This is a genomic window from Shewanella sp. NKUCC01_JLK (assembly GCF_019345615.1).
Lineage (GTDB): Bacteria > Pseudomonadota > Gammaproteobacteria > Enterobacterales > Shewanellaceae > Shewanella > Shewanella oncorhynchi.
On record NZ_JAHKRD010000015.1, the window covers coordinates 36,737 to 54,838 of the forward strand.

Below are 18,102 nucleotides of genomic sequence, written 5' to 3' on the forward strand. Positions count from 1 at the left end.
TCCCTCGCTTATGCTTTGCGCCATAAAAAATAGTTGATTGTGACTAAGGTCAGTAGCAGTAGTGCCGCACCACCGTTGTGAGACACGGCAATACCGAGTGGTAAATGCATCACTACGTTAGAAATACCTAAGCTCACTTGTAGTATGACTAGCCCCACTAATAAAAGGCTTAAAGCCTTAAGTCCCGTAGCGCCCACAAATAATCGGTAGGCGAGCACGAGTAACAAGCTGGCAGTGACGATAGCGCCAATTCTGTGGGCTACGTGGATAGTCATTCGTGCAGGGTAATCGAGTACCCCAAATTCGAAGCTAGGGTGTTGGCCTTGAAACGGTGAAAATGCCTCGGCTATTGCTAAGTTATCTACCCAATTTCCCTCACAGATGGGTAAAGAGGTGCAGGCGAGCGCCGCGTAATTCGATGATGTCCAAGCGCCCAACATAATCTGACCCACAAGGACGAATAGGCTCACCAACGCTAACGGTGCGAGATGTCGAGGATGGGTTTCGCTATTAAATATACGCCGAGGTCGGGTTCGCAGGTAAAGGAGTAACAGCAGCGAGATTAGGCTAAAGCCACCAATAAGATGCGACATCACAATTATTGGCATGAGTTTCATGGTCACAGTCCACATGCCTAGCGCTCCTTGAAAGAGGATCAGCAGCACTATGATGATCGGCAACTTTTTGGGTGCTTCCGGTGTTTTTAAGCACAAAATTAAGATGAACAACACCAGTAAGCCAAGTCCGCCTGCGATATATCTGTGGATCATTTCCAGCCAAGCTTTCTCTGGATTGATATCGTGATCTGGGAATATAGTTTGCGCATGGGCGATTTCATGGTCTTGGGTGGGCACTTTAATATGGCCGTAGCAGCCTGGCCAATCGGGGCAGCCGAGTCCTGCATCCGATAGGCGGGTGTAAGCGCCCATTAAAATCACCAATAGGGTAAAGACTAAGGTTAAGCGTAGGATCCAAGTTAGTTGCATCAATCTACCCTCGACAGTTTTAACAACTTACGCAGATCCGCAATCAGCGCCTTGCCTTGAGCTAAATGTGCTTCTTTGCCCTGCACTTGAGGGTAGCGCAGGACTAAGCTGCCTAAGGGATCGACTATGATTAGCTGCTGTTCATCTAACCATTTGCTTAAGTCTGCATTGGCAGGACGAGTATTGAAGTTAAAGGTGCTTAAGGCGTTAAGATCGCTGTCGGGATGGGTGAGGATGAGCGGTTCTACTCGCGCCTGATCTGGCCCTAGCGCTGTGTGGCTTTGGCGCAAAATATACAGGCGTTCGCGGCAAGTATCGTTGCATTTGGCGGGCAATAAATACAGTAGTTGCCATTCTTTGGGATTAGAATTTTCAACCCCAAGGCTGGCATAACTGGTTTCGGGACTGATCAGCTCGCCATGATTGGTGGCACCGCCATGGTATAAATTCAGGCTCAGCACTAGCTTAGCAATCACTACGGGGGCAATAAACGCCAGCAGTAATAGCCCTAATGCTTTGTGTTTAGATTTGTTCTGGGAGTTCATGCTTGCTCCTCTCATTCAAATTATCCCTAATTTATTGTTTTATATTTATTTAGTTTTATTAGTGTCTTGCTAAGTATGGTACGAATTTCCCTATTTGCTCCTTGAGTTTGCGACTGTTTGGGCGCTATGGCGTTTTACATATTTAATCCCTTGCCACAGCATTAGCCCTGCAAATACGGCTGCCATCGAAAACCACTGCAACGCATAGCCCCAATGTTTTTGTGCCGACAGTGGGAAAGGTTGCCAAGGATGGGGCAATGTGAGGGAAGGTAATTGCTCTGGTTGCAACACGACAGGTAACACTGGGTGCCCTAATACCTTAGCCATTTCGGGCATATTTAAATTTTGAAAGCGAATACTTGTCCCTGTTTCTGCCATTAAAGCTTGGCTTAAGGGATTGATTTGCTTTTGATAAAGCCTGCCTTCGATATTTAATTCCCCGCTTAGGGGAGTGATGTGAGGCAACTCATCACGATGGGAGCCTGCGGCAACAAAGCCTAATTCGACCAGCAACCAAGGTTTTTCAACTTCTACTTGTAGAGGTTGGAAGGCTAAATATCCCACTTGACCTTGATAGATTTGATTATCCAGCAGCCAGATTTGTGAGCTTGCGGGAGTGGCGTGTACTTGCAGTCGATAACCCGTTACGCCTTCTTTGCCGACCTTGAGTTGGAGCTGCTCAAAACTTAATGGCAGCAAAGCTTGCCTTGCTTCCATTTTGGCTGAAAGCGTCGTTTTATCTTCACCACGGGCTAACTGCCATAAACCCAACTTGACCAATATAGTTAATACAGCCACAGTCAATATCAGTAGAAAAACCGTTAATTTATTCAGCAGAACGTGAGGATATTGTATGAATAGCCTGTTCATTTTTAAGTTGGTCTTAGTTCTGCTGTTGCTATTCATCATTTTTAATCTAGGTCGCGCCTTGTTTATTATGGTGAAAGGTGATGAAAAAGTGCCTATGAGCCGTTATCTTGGTCGGCGAGTGATTTTCTCCGTGCTCGTTATCTTGTTATTGCTGGTGGCCTTAGGGACTGGGTTAATTAGCCCCAATCCCACGCCTTACTAAAGCACTAGAGAACGTAAACGAAAATAAACAAACACAGCCAGACCACATCCACAAAGTGCCAATACCAACTCCCCGCTTGGAACGCAAAATGTTTATCTGCGCTAAAGTGCCCCTTCAACACTCTGAAAAACAACACGAATAAAAAGAGCGTCCCCAGTGTGACATGCATGCCGTGAAAGCCAGTTAACAGGAAGAAGGTGTTGCCATAAATCCCAGAGGTCAGGGTGAGTCCCATTTCCCGGTAGGCATGCATATATTCTTCTGCCTGTAAGGCAAGGAAACCCATACCCAAGAGTATGGTGATACCAAGCCAGAGAGTAATGGCAGAACGTTTACCTTTTTCTAGGCTGACATGGGCGAAATGTAAGGTAACTGAGGAGGTTAGCAGTACGATAGTGTTGATTAATGGCAGTCCAGTCCATGGCATAGCTTGGGTTTTAGTGCCATCTGGCGTAGTAATGAGCGGCCAAATAGCTTCAAACTGAGGCCAGAGTACTTCGTGGGTCATGGCATTATTCGATGCGCCACCGAGCCAAGGCACTGCGAACATGCGGGCATAAAATAGTGCCCCGAAAAAAGCGCCGAAAAACATGACTTCCGAAAAAATAAACCAGCTCATACCTTGGCGAAACGATCGATCCATTTGGCTAGAATAGAGCCCTGCCATCGACTCTTGGATCACGGTTCTAAACCAACCTACCAGCATGAATAGGATCACAGCTATCCCAACCAGCAGCACATAACCGCCACCGGATGCACCTGATTTCAACTGTTGCACGAAAAGGCCTGCACCAGAGGCGATTAAGAACAAGCCAATGGCACCTACAATAGGCCAGACACTTTGGGATGGAACGTAGTAAGACTGATGTTTCGTTGTCATTTTGCAGCTCCTTGCTCTATGGCAGACGCTAACTGCTTGTCGGTAATGTCGTAGAGAGTGTAAGAGAGGGTCAGAGTGTGGATAGACTCAGGTAACTGAGGATCCACATAGAAAATGAGCGGCAGTTCAGCGCTAGTGTCCGCCGCTAAGGGTTGTTGATTAAAGCAAAAGCATTCTGTTTTATTGAAATAAGCGGCACCTTGGCCGGGCGAAACTGAAGGTATCGCTTGGCCAATCGTTGCTTTAGTGGACATATTGCGCGCCAAAAATGCCGTATGGATTAGCTCGCCAGGGTGAACTTCGAGCCGTTTGGTTTGTGGCGCAAATGTCCATGGCATGCCTGTTTGTACCTGAGAAATAAATTCCACAGTCACTATTCGGCTTGTATCTACTGTGATTGCTTGATAACTACTCGCGGTATTGGAGGGTTTTCCATTGATACCGAGTTGCTCGCACAACACATCGTAGAGCGGCACCAGCGCGAATCCAAAACCAAACATTCCAATACAGCCGATAACTAACATGCTGATAAGTTTACGATTTGATTTAGGTTTATCTTGCTGGTGTTGGGTTGCCATTTCATTTCACCTCAGGTGGTGTCGTGAAGGAGTGGTAAGGCGCAGGGCTTGGCAATGTCCACTCTAAACCCTCGGAACCTTCCCAAGGTTTAGCGGGGGCTTTTTCGCCGCCACGGATGCACTTAATTACTAATACTAAGAAAATCAATTGCGATAAGCCGAAGGCGAACCCACCAATCGAGACGATTTGATTAACATCGGCAAATTGAATCGAGTAGTCAGGGATACGCCTTGGCATTCCTGCCAGCCCAAGGAAATGCATCGGGAAAAACAGCACGTTGACTGAAATCACCGAGCACCAGAAATGCCATTGTCCCAGTCGTTCGTTGTACATGTGTCCCGTCCACTTAGGTAGCCAGTAATAGGCCGCTGCCATGATGGAGAAAATCGCACCAGTCACGAGCACATAATGGAAATGTGCCACAACAAAATAAGTATCGTGGTACTGGAAGTCGGCGGGTGTAATGGCGAGCATTAATCCCGAAAAACCGCCAATAGTGAAGAGTATGATAAAGGCTACAGCAAACAGCATGGGCGTTTCGAAACTGAGTGAGCCGCGCCACATAGTGGCAACCCAGTTAAACACTTTCACTCCAGTTGGCACTGCAATCAACATAGTGCAATACATGAAGAACAGCTCGGCAAACACAGGCATACCTGTGGTGAACATATGGTGCGCCCACACGAGGAACGACAGAATTGCAATACTAGCCGTAGCATAAACCATGGATGCATAGCCAAATAAGGGTTTACGACTGAAGGCTGGGACTATGGCAGAGATGATGCCAAAGGACGGCAAGATCATGATGTAGACTTCAGGGTGGCCGAAGAACCAGAAAATATGCTGGAACATCACAGGATCGCCGCCGCCAGCCGCATCGAAGAAACTCGTGCCGAAAAACTTATCTGTCAGCACCATAGTCACTGCGCCAGCGAGTACGGGCATAACCGCGATCAGTAGGAATGCCGTGATAAGCCAAGTCCACACAAACAATGGTAACTTCATCCATGTCATGCCTGGCGCGCGTAAATTCACTATGGTCACAATCACGTTGATTGCGCCCATGATCGAACTTATCCCCATGATGTGAATAGAAAATACAAAGAGCGCCGTGCTATCTGGACTATAAGTTGTTGATAGTGGTGCGTAGAAGGTCCAACCAAAGTTAGGTCCGCCACCTTCCATAAATAGCGAACTGAGAAGGATAGTGAAGGCGAAGGGGAGTATCCAAAAACTCCAGTTATTCATCCGTGGCAGCGCCATATCGGGCGCCCCTATCATCATAGGGATCAGCCAGTTAGCGAGCCCTGTAAAGGCTGGCATTACCGCACCGAATACCATGATCAGCCCATGAACAGTTGTCATTTGGTTGAAAAAGTTGGGCTCGACCAATTGTAATCCAGGTTGAAAGAGTTCAGCGCGGATCACCATGGCCATAGCGCCACCGGTTAAGAACATAATGAAGCTGAACCATAAATACAAAGTACCTATGTCTTTATGGTTGGTGGTTAGCAGCCAGCGCATGATGCCCTTTGGCGCACCATGATGATGGTCATCATGGGCTGCGGTTTGATCTTGAGTCGTTGTGCTCATCATTATCCCCTACTGTCCATGACTTGCGATATCAGCAGGTTGCACTGTATCGCCGGTATTGTTGCCCCAAGCATTGCGTTCATAGGTAATGACTGCTGCAAGTTGTTGTGGGCTAAGCTGTTTGCCAAATGCCTGCATAGCCGTGCCTGTTTTACCGTGCATCACAATATCGATGTGATTGGCGACTGGTCCAATGGCGATAGCGCTACCCACTAGCGCGGGGAAGGCGGGTGGTATTCCTGCACCTGTCACTTGATGGCAGGCAGCACAGAAGGTCGAGTAGACAGTTTCACCTTCGGCCATGAGGGCGTCATGGCTGAGTGTGGGGAGGCTTGCGGGATCGACTGCAGCTGAGACGTCTGTTGCAGGCGCGGGTGTCGGGGTTATACTGCTTGGTACCGCGGCGGATGTTTGTGCAGAATTGCCGTTCATGTACTCGTTGACGTCTTTGGCTTGCACTGCATCGCCAGTATTATTGCCCCAAGCATTACGCTCGTAGGTAGTCACTGCCGCGATTTCTTGTGCGGTCAATTGCTTACTAAACGCTTGCATGGCAGTACCCGTTTTACCGTTGAGCACAATTTCAAGGTGACCGCTGAGTGGTCCCGTTGCAATCGGGCTACCTTTAAGGTGCGGAAATACGCCTTGCAACCCTTCGCCATTGGGCTGGTGGCAGGCTGCGCAGTGCCCGAGGTAAACTTGTTCACCTTGAGTCATCAACTCTTCTTTACTTAGGGTTTGTGATAAAGCGGCTTGAGCGGCTTCAGCCGCAGCACCTGCGGCTTGTTTCTGCTCTGTGACCCAAGCCTCAAACTCGGCTTCGGGTAACGCTTGTACTACGATAGGCATAAAACCATGGTCTTTACCGCAGAGCTCGGCGCATTGACCACGGTAAATGCCGGGTTTGTCGATGCGAGTCCAGGCCTCATTGATAAATCCTGGATTGGCATCTTTCTTAATTGCAAAGGCGGGCACCCACCAAGAATGGATGACATCCTCTGAAGTCATCAGAAAGCGGATTTTGCGGTTTATCGGTAGAACGAGCGGTTTATCGACTTCCAATAGATAGTTTTCACCCTTGGTTTCGGTGCCTTCGATTTGTGCTCTGGGTGTTGTCAGTATGCTATAAAAATCAATATCTTGATCGAAATAGCTGTAATGCCATTTCCATTGGGAACCCGTGACTTTTACGGTGAGATCGGCGTTGCTGGGATCTTCCATTGCGATTAAAGTTTTTGTCGCTGGAATCGCCATTAAGATCAAAATTATAAATGGCAGAATCGTCCAAGCGATTTCAACTTTAGTGCTTTCGTGAAAGTGGGACGCGACAGCGCCTTTGGATTTTCTGTGGTTGATCATGGCGTAAATCATGACGCCAAAGACCACTAGGCCTATTGCGCAGCAGATATACAAGATGGTCATGTGCAAGTGATAAACCTTGCCACTGATCTCGGTCACGCCAGGGGTCATGTTGAACCGCATGTCCGCGGCGGTCAACGGTGGTGCGAAAAGCACCACGAGTAAACAATACAACAATTGCTTCACAAGACTTCTCCTCTGCCAATTGCGAATAGCAACTACAAAGAAGAGCAACACAGTAAGTCTCAACTCTATGCAAACTCTTCAGTTCCCAAAAAAGCTTTTTTGACTTCAACGTGCGTTGGCGGCTGTTACTTTTAATCAAGTATTGTTACTGCTGGTAATTAGCCACGCTGGCACATACTGCTGAAATAAATCTGTTCTCTATTTTTAGTGGCGCTTCGAGTTCGATAAATACTCGATTCATTGACCACGGAAGGTGATATATCATCACCGACTTAACCAACCATACTTGCTGTTTAAATATTGATCAAGATCACTTATTTATCTAATTATCTGAAAAATTGCCAAAAAAAAGCCTCACATTCATAGGTGAGGCGGCTTTCAAGGTAAAAAATTAAATGAATATTTAATGTACAGAGCTAAAAAAAGATTGCTGACCGAAGAGATTGCCTTGCTCAATGCGTACGTCGGCATGTAAGTGACTGTTTACGTCTTCAAGCACTATGCCCATAGCTCGGGCACTTTTAGCCACGATTTGTAGGCGTCGATTATCCCGCGCATCTAATGATTGAGTCCAAGTAATGACTGCACTGGACGTACCACTTGTCAGGGCTTTTTCCATCGCCCACAGGGTTTCGACTTCATCTTTAGCATGTACCAGTAAGACTCTATCCATACGCACACCTGCACTGGCGAGCATTTGCTTGTAGCCAATACTTGGTGGGTTGATGAGCACTAACCAACGGCCCTGTTGGCTTAACTGAGCGAGTTGTGCACTCAGATGAATTAATTCTTGGCGACCTTGAGTCTTAGTTGGCATGCAGGCGATGGGCGCATGGTGCCAGTCATAGTCGGCATCACGGACTTCATCGAGCCACAGGCCCGGATGGCGGGGGGCATTGCCAAGTAGTTTATTCATAGCCAATCTCCATTACGGATCACACCGACGGCGAGTCCTTCAATTGTTAAACTTTGGAAGCCTAAATCCACTTTAATCGAGGAGTAATCTTCATTTTCGGCATGTAGATAGACTACATTACCTTTTTTTTCGAAACGTTTAACAGTGACATCGTCATCGACTCTAGCGACAACCACTTGACCATTCCTAGCTTGTTCTACTTTATGAACTGCCAGCAAATCACCTTCGAGAATGCCGATATTTTTCATGCTGTCGCCCTTTACTCGCAGTAAAAAATCGGCGGCGGGATGGAACATGCTTGGGTCGACTTGGTAGTACTGTTCAACATGTTCTTGGGCGAGGATAGGTTCACCCGCGGCCACTTGGCCGATGAGCGGTAAACCTGTTTCAGTCAAATCTTCGATTTCCGCAGGCAGACGAATGCCCCGAGATGTGCCAGGCATGATCTCAATGCAGCCCTTTTTCGCCAACGCTTTAAGGTGTTCTTCAGCCGCATTGGCGCTCTTAAAACCTAAACGGGTTGCGATTTCTGCCCGAGTGGGTGGCATGCCAGTATCGGCAATATTTCGTTTAATTAGCTCTAAAATTTCAGCTTGGCGTGGCGTCAAAGGTCTCATGGTGTTTCCTGTTTTTCTATACAGTTACTGTTAGTATATACAGTATTATTTGCAGCGCAAGTATTAACCACTTTTTAGCTATGTTGGAGAGAATTAGCGAATATTACCCATAGTCTGGTATTCTATCGGGCTAGTAAACGCACTTAATTGCATAAGAATAATGCCTAAACACGACTCTCTTTGGTTGAAATCATTACGTTGGATCCAAAAACACTTAGTGCACACTATTGTGGTGCCTCAGGATCCCTTTGCCGATCTGAATCTGGATGCTTCCAGACCCCTTGTTTATGTGATGAAAACAGAATCCCTCAGTGACATCGCTGCTTTGAGCGAAATAACGGCTAAGTTAGGCTTACCAAGCCCTTATGAGCCTCTAGTGGCTAATGGTGTGACTGCGCCTCGGGTTGTCTGTCTTCAAGGACGTAAGCCACTGTTTGGCGAACGTGCTGGTAATGAGCCTTTCCTCGAATGCTTTATGCGTTTGTTAGCCGTGCATAAGGAACGTCCTGAATTGGATATTCAACTGGTGCCCGTGAGCCTGTATTGGGGCCGAACGCCAGGGAAAGAAGACGACACTATGAAGGCGGCCGTATTTGAGCGGGAAAACCCGACTTGGCTGCGCAAGTGCTTGATGATTCTGTTCTTAGGTCGACATAACTTCGTGCAGTTTTCGAATGCCGTATCCCTGCGTTACATGGCTGACGAACATGGCACCGACATGGGGATTGCCCATAAGTTAGCACGGGTTGCGCGCGTGCATTTCCGTCGTCAACGTAAGGTAATGACAGGGCCTGTGCTGCCAAACCGCCAAGCACTGTTTCATTCGTTGCTCAAATCTGAGTCGCTGCGCAAAGCGATTCAAGAAGAAGCCGCCAGTAAAAAGATTTCTGAGACCCAAGCGCGCGAGACGGCTATTGAGTACCTCGATGAAATCGCTGCCGATTACTCAGATAGTTTAGTGCGTATTGCCGAGCGTTTCTTAACTTGGCTGTGGAACAAGCTTTACAGCGGGATCAACATTAAAGGCGCCGAGCAAGTTCGCCAGCTGCACCATGATGGCCACGAGATTGTTTATGTGCCTTGCCATCGCAGCCACATGGATTACCTGCTGTTATCGTATATTTTGTATTATCAAGGCATGGTTCCGCCGCACATTGCTGCCGGCATTAACCTCAATTTCTGGCCCGCGGGACCTATGTTCCGTCGCGGTGGTGCCTTCTTTATCCGCCGTAGTTTTAATGGCAACAAGCTATACACCGCAGTATTTCGTGAGTATTTAGACCAGCTGTTTGCTAAAGGTTATTCGGTGGAATACTTCTCCGAAGGCGGCCGTTCACGTACTGGCCGTCTGTTGGCGCCGAAAACTGGCATGATCGCCATGACGATGAACAGCGTACTGCGCGGTATTGAACGTCCTGTCACACTTGTGCCTGTGTATTTAGGCTATGACCATGTGATGGAAGTGGCGACTTACCATAAAGAGTTAAGCGGTAAGAAAAAGAAAAAAGAATCTGTGTGGCAGGTGTTCGGTGCCATTCGCAAATTAGGTAATTTTGGCCAAGGTTATGTGAATTTTGGCGAGCCTATTACCCTGCAAAATTTCTTAAATGAGCGTGCGCCAAACTGGCGTGCTGAGTTGGCCGATGATCCCGAGCAGAAACCAAGTTGGTTAACGCCAGCGGTAAACGTGCTGGCTAATCGGGTGATGACGCGTATCAATGATGCCGCAGCCGCGAGTTCGGTGACTTTGACTAGCTTAGTTTTACTGGCGACAGATCAAAACGCCTTAGAACGTAGTCTGCTGGAGCGTCAGCTTGATTTGTATCTGACCCTACTCAAAAAAGTGCCTTACACTTCTTATACATCTGTTGCCGAAGGTGATGGTAAGCATTTAGTGCAGCAAGGTTTAGAGCTGAACAAGTTTGTTGTTAGTGCCGATCCTTTAGGGGAAATAGTGTCTATCGAAGCGAGTCAGGCTGTGTCTATGACTTACTATCGTAACAATATCATTCACTTATTTATTGTTCCTTCATTAATTGCGAGTTGTTTAACCCACAATGAACAGATCCCGCGCCAGCAAGTCGTTTCAATCGTTGCCGATTTTTATCCACTGCTGAAAGCCGAACTCTTCATGGGAATTAAAGACTTACCAGCCTATGTTGAGCAAGTACTGGATTTCCTGATTGGGCTAGGTTTAGTGGTTGAGACAGATACTTTAGCTGTCGTGCCTGAGCACTCAAGCCAATTATTGTTGTTAGCCAGTTCAGTGAGCGAGACTCTGCAACGCTACGCTATTATTTTCAATCTGTTAGCGAACAGACCTAAGATGGAGCGCTCAGAACTTGAGTCTGAGAGCCATTTACTCGCCCAGCGTTTAGGGGCTTTACATGGCATTACCGCGCCTGAGTTCTACGATAAAAAACTCTACGGTACTTTGAGCGTGAAGCTTAAAGAATTGGGATATCTGGCGGATAGTGAAGATAAGTCCAATATTAATCGCATACGAGATCAGGCCAATAGCTTATTACGTCCGTCAGTGAGACAAACGATAGTGGCGAGTGTCACCGCGGAGCACACAGTTTAATGGCAAATCATATGAATGCGGCTAAGCATAAGCCCGCAGGTAAGTCCTTGCTTGGTGGTGCCATGATTATTGCTGGCACGACCGTAGGTGCTGGGATGTTTTCTCTGCCCGTGGTCGGTGCAGGTATGTGGTTTGGCTATTCGATTTTAATGTTATTGGGTATTTGGTTTTGCATGTTGATGTCGGGCTTATTGTTGCTCGAAACTAATTTGCATTTCGAACCTGGTGCTAGCTTCGATACCTTAAGCAAGCAAACTCTTGGGCAGTTTTGGCGGATAGTGAACGGCGTTTCTATCGCTTTCGTGTTGTATATTTTGACTTATGCCTATATCAGCGGCGGTGGTTCGATTGTGAATCACAGCTTGCAGGGCATGGGAATTGAGTTACCGCAAAGCGTGGCAGGACTGGTGTTTGCCATAGTATTGGCGAGCATAGTATTGATCAGTACTAAAGCCGTGGATCGGATTACCACGATTATGCTCGGCGGTATGATCATTACCTTCTTCCTCGCGATCGGCAATTTATTGATCGAAATTGATGTGACTAAGTTGCTCGAACCCGATGGTAATAACAGCTTTTCACCTTATCTGTGGGCGGCGCTGCCCTTTGGTCTCGCCAGCTTCGGTTACCATGGTAACGTTCCCAGCTTAGTGAAGTATTACGGCAAAGATTCCTCCACCATTATCAAGGCGATTTTCGTCGGCACCTTTATCGCGCTGGTGATTTATGCCTGTTGGTTAGTGGCGACTATGGGCAATATTCCCCGCAGCCAGTTTATCGACATTATTGCCCAAGGCGGCAATATGGGTGTGTTGGTGGGCGCTTTGTCTGAGGTGATGGCGAGTAGCTGGTTAAACAGTATGTTGACCCTGTTTGCTAACTTAGCCGTGGCTTCATCTTTCTTAGGGGTGACCTTAGGTCTGTTCGATTATCTTGCCGATTTGTTTGGTTTTGATGATTCACGCTCTGGCCGAATGAAAACCGCGTTAGTGACCTTTGTGCCGCCAACGATTTTAGGATTACTGTTTCCCGATGGCTTCTTAGTAGCGATTGGCTTTGCGGCATTAGCGGCAACTGTGTGGGCGGTAATTGTCCCGGCGCTGATGGCTTATAAATCGCGGCAGTTGTTCCCCGATAGCACAGGTTTTAGAGTGATAGGCGGTACACCGCTGATTATTCTTGTGGTGTTATTTGGCATAGTCACGGGTGCATGTCATCTGCTCGCGATGGCAAATTTACTGCCGCAATATTCCTAATTTGTTGTGATGATTTAAGCCCTCCATGTGAGGGCTTTTTTGTCTTTAGCGGTTGAGTTTTGTCTTACAGATCTTTTTAACCTGAATACTGGACAGAAATACAAACTCAGGCTTAACTCGAATGATTGTTAAAACAAAGGAGCCGATAATGAAAATGACTCAGTACGCACAAGGACATGCATGTTGGGTTGAACTTGCAAGCCATGATTGGCAGGGAGCTACAGCATTTTACCAAGCGTTATTTGGTTGGAACTCGGTCGAAATGCCGATCCCTGAAGGTCACTTTTCGCTATTTAATTTAGCGGGAGATGACTTAGGCGCCATGTATCAAATCCCTGAGTCAGAAGCACATATCCCCAGCCACTGGCGTATCTACTTTGCCGTCGATGATATCGATGCCAGCATTGCAGCGATTCAAGCGGCGGGCGGCCAAGTGCACATGGGGCCGCATATTGTGGGTGATGCGGGCGTGATGGCGCAGGTGAGCGATCCTGAAGGCGCACGCTTTGCCTTATGGCAAGCAAAGAACCACATAGGTGCTCGCCGTCAGGGTGAACTCAATACCCTTTGCTGGATTGAGCTGGCTTGCAAAGAGCCGCGTACTGAAGAAGCCTTTTACTGCAAAATCTTCCCTTGGACCAACATGCCAAGTGACATGCCTGACATTGAATACTCAGAATGGCAGCTTGATGGTCAATCCATCGGCGGTATGATGACGATAATGCCCGAATGGGGTGATATTTCTCCCCATTGGTTGCTTTATTTTGCAGTAGCGGATTGCGATGCGTTTGCTGAGAAGGCCCAAGCCTTAGGTGCGCAAGTGTGCATTCCGCCTAGTGATATCCCTGATGTGGGACGATTTTCTGTCATTGCTGACGCCCAAGGCGCTACCTTTGCGGTGATCAAGCTTAATCAGATGTGACTGGCATATTAAGGACTGTCATTAAGGTTAAAAACGGCGACGCTAAATCGCCGTTTTTATTTGTCTAACTATTTGTTTAATTAGCGTTATCAATCATGATTGTTTCAGGGCAGGAGCCTTTTGAGGCCTTATTGGCTTTGGCGAGTAGGCTAGGTAAGGAGTCAGAAGTTTTAATGACTTCGGGCAAGTTAATGCGGATTTCACTCAGTAATCCCTTGCCACATTCAAGACTCATTTTAGTGTGAGCGCCTTGACCGAAGCTGCTATCAAAACTTTGGTTTAACTCACTTTTACTGACACTCTTGCCTATGTTGTCATGAATAAATTTTTGTACCCATGCCGAGGCATTGACCGCTTGGGTCAGCTGAGTTGCCAATAAAAAGTACTCGTTAGGGTCTTGGCTACGGCAAGTGCCGTGTTTCCACCATTCGTGGCGTTCTAAACAGGTGCCATATTGGGCGCTAGGCATGACTTCTTCTAAATTTTTGCGCACCGATGGATTCAGTTCAAACTCTGGATAAGTACAGAAATCATTCGGTTGCAGTTTGACTGTGCTGCAATAGCCATATCGCGTGCCGCATTGTTGTTTATTCGGCCACAGTCCGTGCAGGCTGAAGTGTTGCCATTGGCTCGATTCTGGCGTTTGGCTGAGGGCGCGGCATTCGGCTTTACGGCGGCCATAGAGTTCACAAAAGGTGCTTTGCCAGCTTAATGCGAGCACGTTAGCATCGAATTCGCCACCGATTTGACATTGATTCCCTTGGCGTTTCTCTGGGGTGCCATGCTCTTTAAGGCTATCTCGGCTTTTGGCTTTGATGTCCGATGCCGTAGTTGTTTGCGCCGGTTCCGCCGCCGTTGCAGGTGTTGATAAATTACTGCCAGCAACATTAGATAGATATTGACCACAATCGCCGCTGATCCAACGCATGGGAGACTTCACCGCATTGGTGCGCACTCTTAGCCAATCAGGTTTAGCGCTATTGCCGAGGATTTCAAGTACAGGGTAGCGCTCACCAATATTGCTCTGCCATTGATCTGGATTCGTCTGCTTATTTTTCGATTGAAATAGCTCACAGCGTTTGTCGGCAACGAATTCACCGGTTGCGGGTGCGGCAAAGGTGGGTGCTGTAATGATGAGCGCAGAGCATAAACCGAATGCGGCAAGTAATGCGCGTGATGGGGTTTTAAGGGAAAGTGCTTGCGGCCATATCCGGCTGATGGTTAAACAAAATGACTTGGTCATGTGATGGGATCCTTCCTACGGCAGTGAATTGAGTCAATTCTGTGTGGCACTGAGTCAATGGTACACATAAGCGCTATAAACTTAGAGACTTATTTTACTCAGAGTTGTGTATGGCACTGTTGCAAAATTAGATTTTTTAATCTGATTGAATGAAAAAATCCCCTCAAACTTTAATGGTTTGAGGGGATTTTTATCGGTGTTCTAGCGCCGTACACTCAATTACGCCGCGTCTTTCTTTAATTTACGCGAATAAATCAGTAGATAAAGCGCGGGTAGTACAAACAGTGACAGTAATGGGGCCGTAACCATGCCGCCGACCATAGGTGCGGCAATTTTCTGCATCACATCGTTACCCGATCCTGCACCCCACATAATGGGGAGTAGGCCGAAGAAGATGGTCGCTACTGTCATGGCTTTGGGGCGAATACGCATAACAGCACCTTCAATTAAAGCTTCTTTGAGATCGGTAACTGTATGGTAGTTATTCTTCTCTTGCCTGTGCTTAATGGCGTTGTTGAGATAGATCAACATGATCACCCCAAATTCAGCGGCGACACCAGCCAAGGCGATCATACCCACGGCGACCGCGACTGAGATGTTGTAATCCAGTAAATACAGGAGCCAAGTGCTGCCGACTAATGCAAAGGGTAGGCTCAACATGATGATGCTTGCTTGCATTGTGGAGCCGAATGTCATCATCAGCAGAATGAAAATGACTGCTAATGCCATAGGGATCACTTGTTTAAGTTTTGCATCGACTCGCTGCATATACTCGTACTGCCCAGCGAAGCTGTAGCTGTAACGCGGTGGTACCTTGAGTTCGGCATTTAATGCTTGCTTGGCAGTAGTAATGTATTCGCCGATGGAGGTGCCTTCAATATCGATAAACACCCAAGAGATTAAGCGACCGTTTTCACTGGTGAGCATAGGTGCGCCATCGGTGATTTCTATATCCGCTAAATTTCGCAGTGGTAGATAATTTCCCGATTTAGTGATCACAGGGAGCTCGCGCAGCTTTTCGATATTATCGCGTAGCTCACGGGGATAACGCAGGTTAATCGGATAACGCTCAGCACCTTGTACCGACTCGCCAATATCCATACCGCCAATGGCGTAACGCACGACATCTTGAATATCCTGCAATGACATACCGTAACGTGCGGCCACATCGAGTTTGGGGGTGATATCGATATAACGCCCGCCGCCACTGCGCTCGGCATAGGCCGACTTAGTGTGTGGCACTCTACTGAGGATGGCCTCTATTTCTGCCCCTAGACTTTGCAGCTCATTCACATCGGCTCCGGTGATCTTAATGCCAACGGGGGTTTTTATCCCAGTGGAGAGCATATCGATACGGGTTTTGATGGGTTGCACCCAAGCATTGGTGATACCAGGCACTTTCACCGTTTGTTGCAGTTGAGCGATGATGCCATCTAAGGTCATGCCCTCGCGCCATTCTTCATGGGGTTTAAGCATGATGGTGGTTTCGAGCATAGTTAACGGCGCGGGATCGGTCGCAGTCTCGGCGCGGCCCACTTTGCCAAATACGCGGGCGACTTCGGGGACGGTTTTGATCAAACGATCGGATTGCTGTAACACTTCCGCGGCTTTGCCCGCACTGAGTCCCGGTAACGCGGTTGGCATATAGAGTAAATCGCCTTCTTCTAACTCGGGCATAAACTCACTGCCCATGCGCGTCATCGGATACCAAGCGCTGACTAAGGCAATCAACGCTAATGCTAAGGTGATTTTAGGAAACCTAAGTACCAGATTAAGCGATGGCTTATATAAAGCGATCAGCACGCGACTGATGGGATTTTTATGCTCACTCGGAATTTTGCCCCGAATAAAATAGCCCATTAAGACTGGCACTAATGTGATTGCTAATAATGCGGAAGCGGCCATAGCAAAGGATTTGGTATAGGCCAGCGGTGCAAATAAACGGCCTTCCTGCGCTTCGAGTGCAAACACAGGCACAAAGCTTAAGGTGATAATAATCAATGAGAAAAATAACGCAGGGCCGACTTCAATCGACGCTTCGGTGACGATCCGCCAGTGTTCTTTGGTATCGGGTTCTCGGTTGTGTTCTGTGTGAAACTGCTCCAAATGTTTGTGCAGGTTTTCAATCATCACAATTGCGCCGTCCACCACCGCGCCAATGGCAATCGCGATACCCCCAAGACTCATAATGTTGGCATTCACCCCCATCTTATTCATTACGATAAAGGCAATCAGGATTGAAAGCGGCAGGGTAATGATGGCGACTAAGGTTGAGCGTGCATGCAGTAAAAACAGCAGGCAGACCAGCCCTACGACTAACATTTCTTCGACGACCTTGCTGAACAGGTTATCAACGGATTTTAGAATGAGTTGCGATCTGTCGTAGGTGGGGATGATTTCAACCCCATCGGGTAAACCTGCTTTCAGTTCTTCAAGCTTAGCTTTTACGGCATCAATCGTGGATAAAGCATTTTCGCCGTAACGCATCACAATAATGCCGCCTACGACTTCACCTTCGCCGTCAAGTTCGGCTATACCGCGGCGTGAGGCAGGGCCTTTGCGCACGGTAGCAACATCTTTCAGTAATAAACCTGTACCAGAAGGGCTGGTGATACCAAGGGGAATTTCGCGGAAATCCTCAAGGGTTTGACGATAGCCTTTGGCGCGCACCATATACTCGGCTTCAGCCATTTCGATGACCGAGCCACCCGCTTCGCTATTAGATTTTTCTATCGCATCTTTAATGCTGGCTATATCCAGTTTATAGATCGCCATTTTGTCGGGTTCGAGTACGATCTGGTAGGTCTGCTCCATACCACCGACGGTGGCGACTTCAGACACGCCAGCCACGCTTTGTAGCTCTAATTTAAGATACCAGTCCTGCAGGCTTTTGAGTTGTGATAAATCTAAACTGCCGGAGCGATCGACCAGCGCATATTCATATACCCAACCCACACCTGAGGCATCGGGGCCAAGGGACGGTTGTACGCCCTGTGGCAATCGGCTACTGATCTGACTTAAGTATTCTAATACCCGTGAGCGCGCCCAGTAGATATCTGTGCCATCTTCAAAAATCACATAGACATAAGAATCGCCGAACATGGAATAGCCACGTACCGTTTTGGCACCGGGTACAGCTAACATGGCGGTAGATAAAGGATAAGTGACTTGTTCTTCTACCAATTTAGGCGCTTGCCCAGGATAGGACGTTTTAATAATCACTTGCACATCCGACAGATCGGGCAATGCATCGAGTGGCGTTTTACGCAACTCTTGTACGCCCCAAACAGTGATCATGATGGCGATAATCAGCACCATCAATCGCTGCCTGATGGACGCCTCGATAATATATTTCAACATAACG

General features: G+C 47.6%; 15 protein-coding genes. 4 read left to right on the top strand and 11 right to left on the bottom strand.

What is annotated here, in order from left to right:
* Positions 1-8: 8 nt before the first annotated feature.
* The 3 genes from KO537_RS16280 to KO537_RS16290 all read right to left on the bottom strand — a co-directional run bounded on the left by KO537_RS16280 (position 9) and on the right by KO537_RS16290 (position 2,386).
* Positions 9-986 (bottom strand): COX15/CtaA family protein, encoded by a 978-nt coding sequence (locus tag KO537_RS16280; RefSeq protein ID WP_219234919.1) that lies wholly within the window; start codon positions 984-986, stop codon positions 9-11.
* Positions 986-1,531, bottom strand: coding sequence for a hypothetical protein (locus KO537_RS16285; protein ID WP_219234921.1), 546 nt, complete (start codon positions 1,529-1,531; stop codon positions 986-988). The genes KO537_RS16280 and KO537_RS16285 overlap by 1 nt, the downstream gene beginning before the upstream one ends.
* 90 nt (positions 1,532-1,621) lie before the next feature.
* Positions 1,622-2,386: an SURF1 family protein gene (locus KO537_RS16290; RefSeq protein ID WP_219235010.1), complete on the bottom strand. Its 765-nt coding sequence runs from the start codon at positions 2,384-2,386 to the stop codon at positions 1,622-1,624.
* On the opposite strand from KO537_RS16290, the gene KO537_RS16295 reads away from it, so the two are divergent.
* Positions 2,385-2,603 carry a DUF2909 family protein gene (locus tag KO537_RS16295; RefSeq protein WP_105250645.1) on the top strand — a complete coding sequence of 73 codons (219 nt, stop codon included), beginning with the start codon at positions 2,385-2,387 and terminating at the stop codon, positions 2,601-2,603. The two genes, KO537_RS16290 and KO537_RS16295, sit on opposite strands and share 2 nt — an antisense overlap.
* Positions 2,604-2,607: 4 nt before the next feature.
* Here KO537_RS16295 and KO537_RS16300 read toward each other — a convergent pair whose 3' ends face one another.
* From KO537_RS16300 to lexA, 6 genes are all read right to left on the bottom strand, one after another.
* Entirely contained in the window at positions 2,608-3,483 is an 876-nt protein-coding gene (locus tag KO537_RS16300; protein WP_105250644.1) for a cytochrome c oxidase subunit 3, read from the bottom strand.
* The gene (locus KO537_RS16305; protein ID WP_219234923.1) at positions 3,480-4,061 is read right to left on the bottom strand and encodes a cytochrome c oxidase assembly protein; all 582 of its coding nucleotides are present in this window, start codon (positions 4,059-4,061) and stop codon (positions 3,480-3,482) included. The genes KO537_RS16300 and KO537_RS16305 overlap by 4 nt, the downstream gene beginning before the upstream one ends.
* A 1-nt stretch (position 4,062) precedes the next feature.
* Positions 4,063-5,655 (bottom strand): cytochrome c oxidase subunit I, encoded by a 1,593-nt coding sequence (ctaD, locus tag KO537_RS16310; RefSeq protein ID WP_105250642.1) that lies wholly within the window; start codon positions 5,653-5,655, stop codon positions 4,063-4,065.
* 9 nt (positions 5,656-5,664) lie between these two features.
* Positions 5,665-7,200 (bottom strand): cytochrome c oxidase subunit II, encoded by a 1,536-nt coding sequence (gene coxB / locus KO537_RS16315; protein WP_219234925.1) that lies wholly within the window; start codon positions 7,198-7,200, stop codon positions 5,665-5,667.
* Between the two features lie 403 nt (positions 7,201-7,603).
* On the bottom strand, positions 7,604-8,116 hold the full coding sequence (locus KO537_RS16320; RefSeq protein WP_105250640.1) for a SulA-like leucine-rich domain-containing protein: 513 nt from the start codon (positions 8,114-8,116) through the stop codon (positions 7,604-7,606).
* Positions 8,113-8,733: a transcriptional repressor LexA gene (gene lexA / locus KO537_RS16325; RefSeq protein ID WP_219234926.1), complete on the bottom strand. Its 621-nt coding sequence runs from the start codon at positions 8,731-8,733 to the stop codon at positions 8,113-8,115. Before lexA ends, KO537_RS16320 begins: the two co-directional genes overlap by 4 nt.
* A 160-nt stretch (positions 8,734-8,893) precedes the next feature.
* Here lexA and plsB point away from each other — a divergent pair, with 160 nt between their 5' ends.
* The 3 genes from plsB to KO537_RS16340 all read left to right on the top strand — a co-directional run bounded on the left by plsB (position 8,894) and on the right by KO537_RS16340 (position 13,495).
* Positions 8,894-11,317, top strand: a complete 2,424-nt coding sequence (gene plsB, locus KO537_RS16330; protein ID WP_219234929.1) for a glycerol-3-phosphate 1-O-acyltransferase PlsB — start codon at positions 8,894-8,896, stop codon at positions 11,315-11,317.
* A complete protein-coding gene (mtr, locus tag KO537_RS16335; RefSeq protein WP_173497974.1) occupies positions 11,317-12,573 on the top strand; it encodes a tryptophan permease in 1,257 nt (418 codons plus the stop codon). Before plsB ends, mtr begins: the two co-directional genes overlap by 1 nt.
* A 148-nt stretch (positions 12,574-12,721) precedes the next feature.
* Positions 12,722-13,495: a VOC family protein gene (locus KO537_RS16340; RefSeq protein ID WP_219234930.1), complete on the top strand. Its 774-nt coding sequence runs from the start codon at positions 12,722-12,724 to the stop codon at positions 13,493-13,495.
* 76 nt (positions 13,496-13,571) lie between these two features.
* Here the strand turns inward: KO537_RS16340 and KO537_RS16345 are convergent, their stop codons facing one another.
* Both KO537_RS16345 and KO537_RS16350 read right to left on the bottom strand, forming a co-directional pair.
* A complete protein-coding gene (locus tag KO537_RS16345) occupies positions 13,572-14,738 on the bottom strand; it encodes a ribonuclease T2 (protein WP_105250635.1) in 1,167 nt (388 codons plus the stop codon).
* A gap of 219 nt (positions 14,739-14,957) precedes the next feature.
* Positions 14,958-18,098, bottom strand: coding sequence for an efflux RND transporter permease subunit (locus tag KO537_RS16350; protein ID WP_219234932.1), 3,141 nt, complete (start codon positions 18,096-18,098; stop codon positions 14,958-14,960).
* Positions 18,099-18,102: the final 4 nt, after the last annotated feature.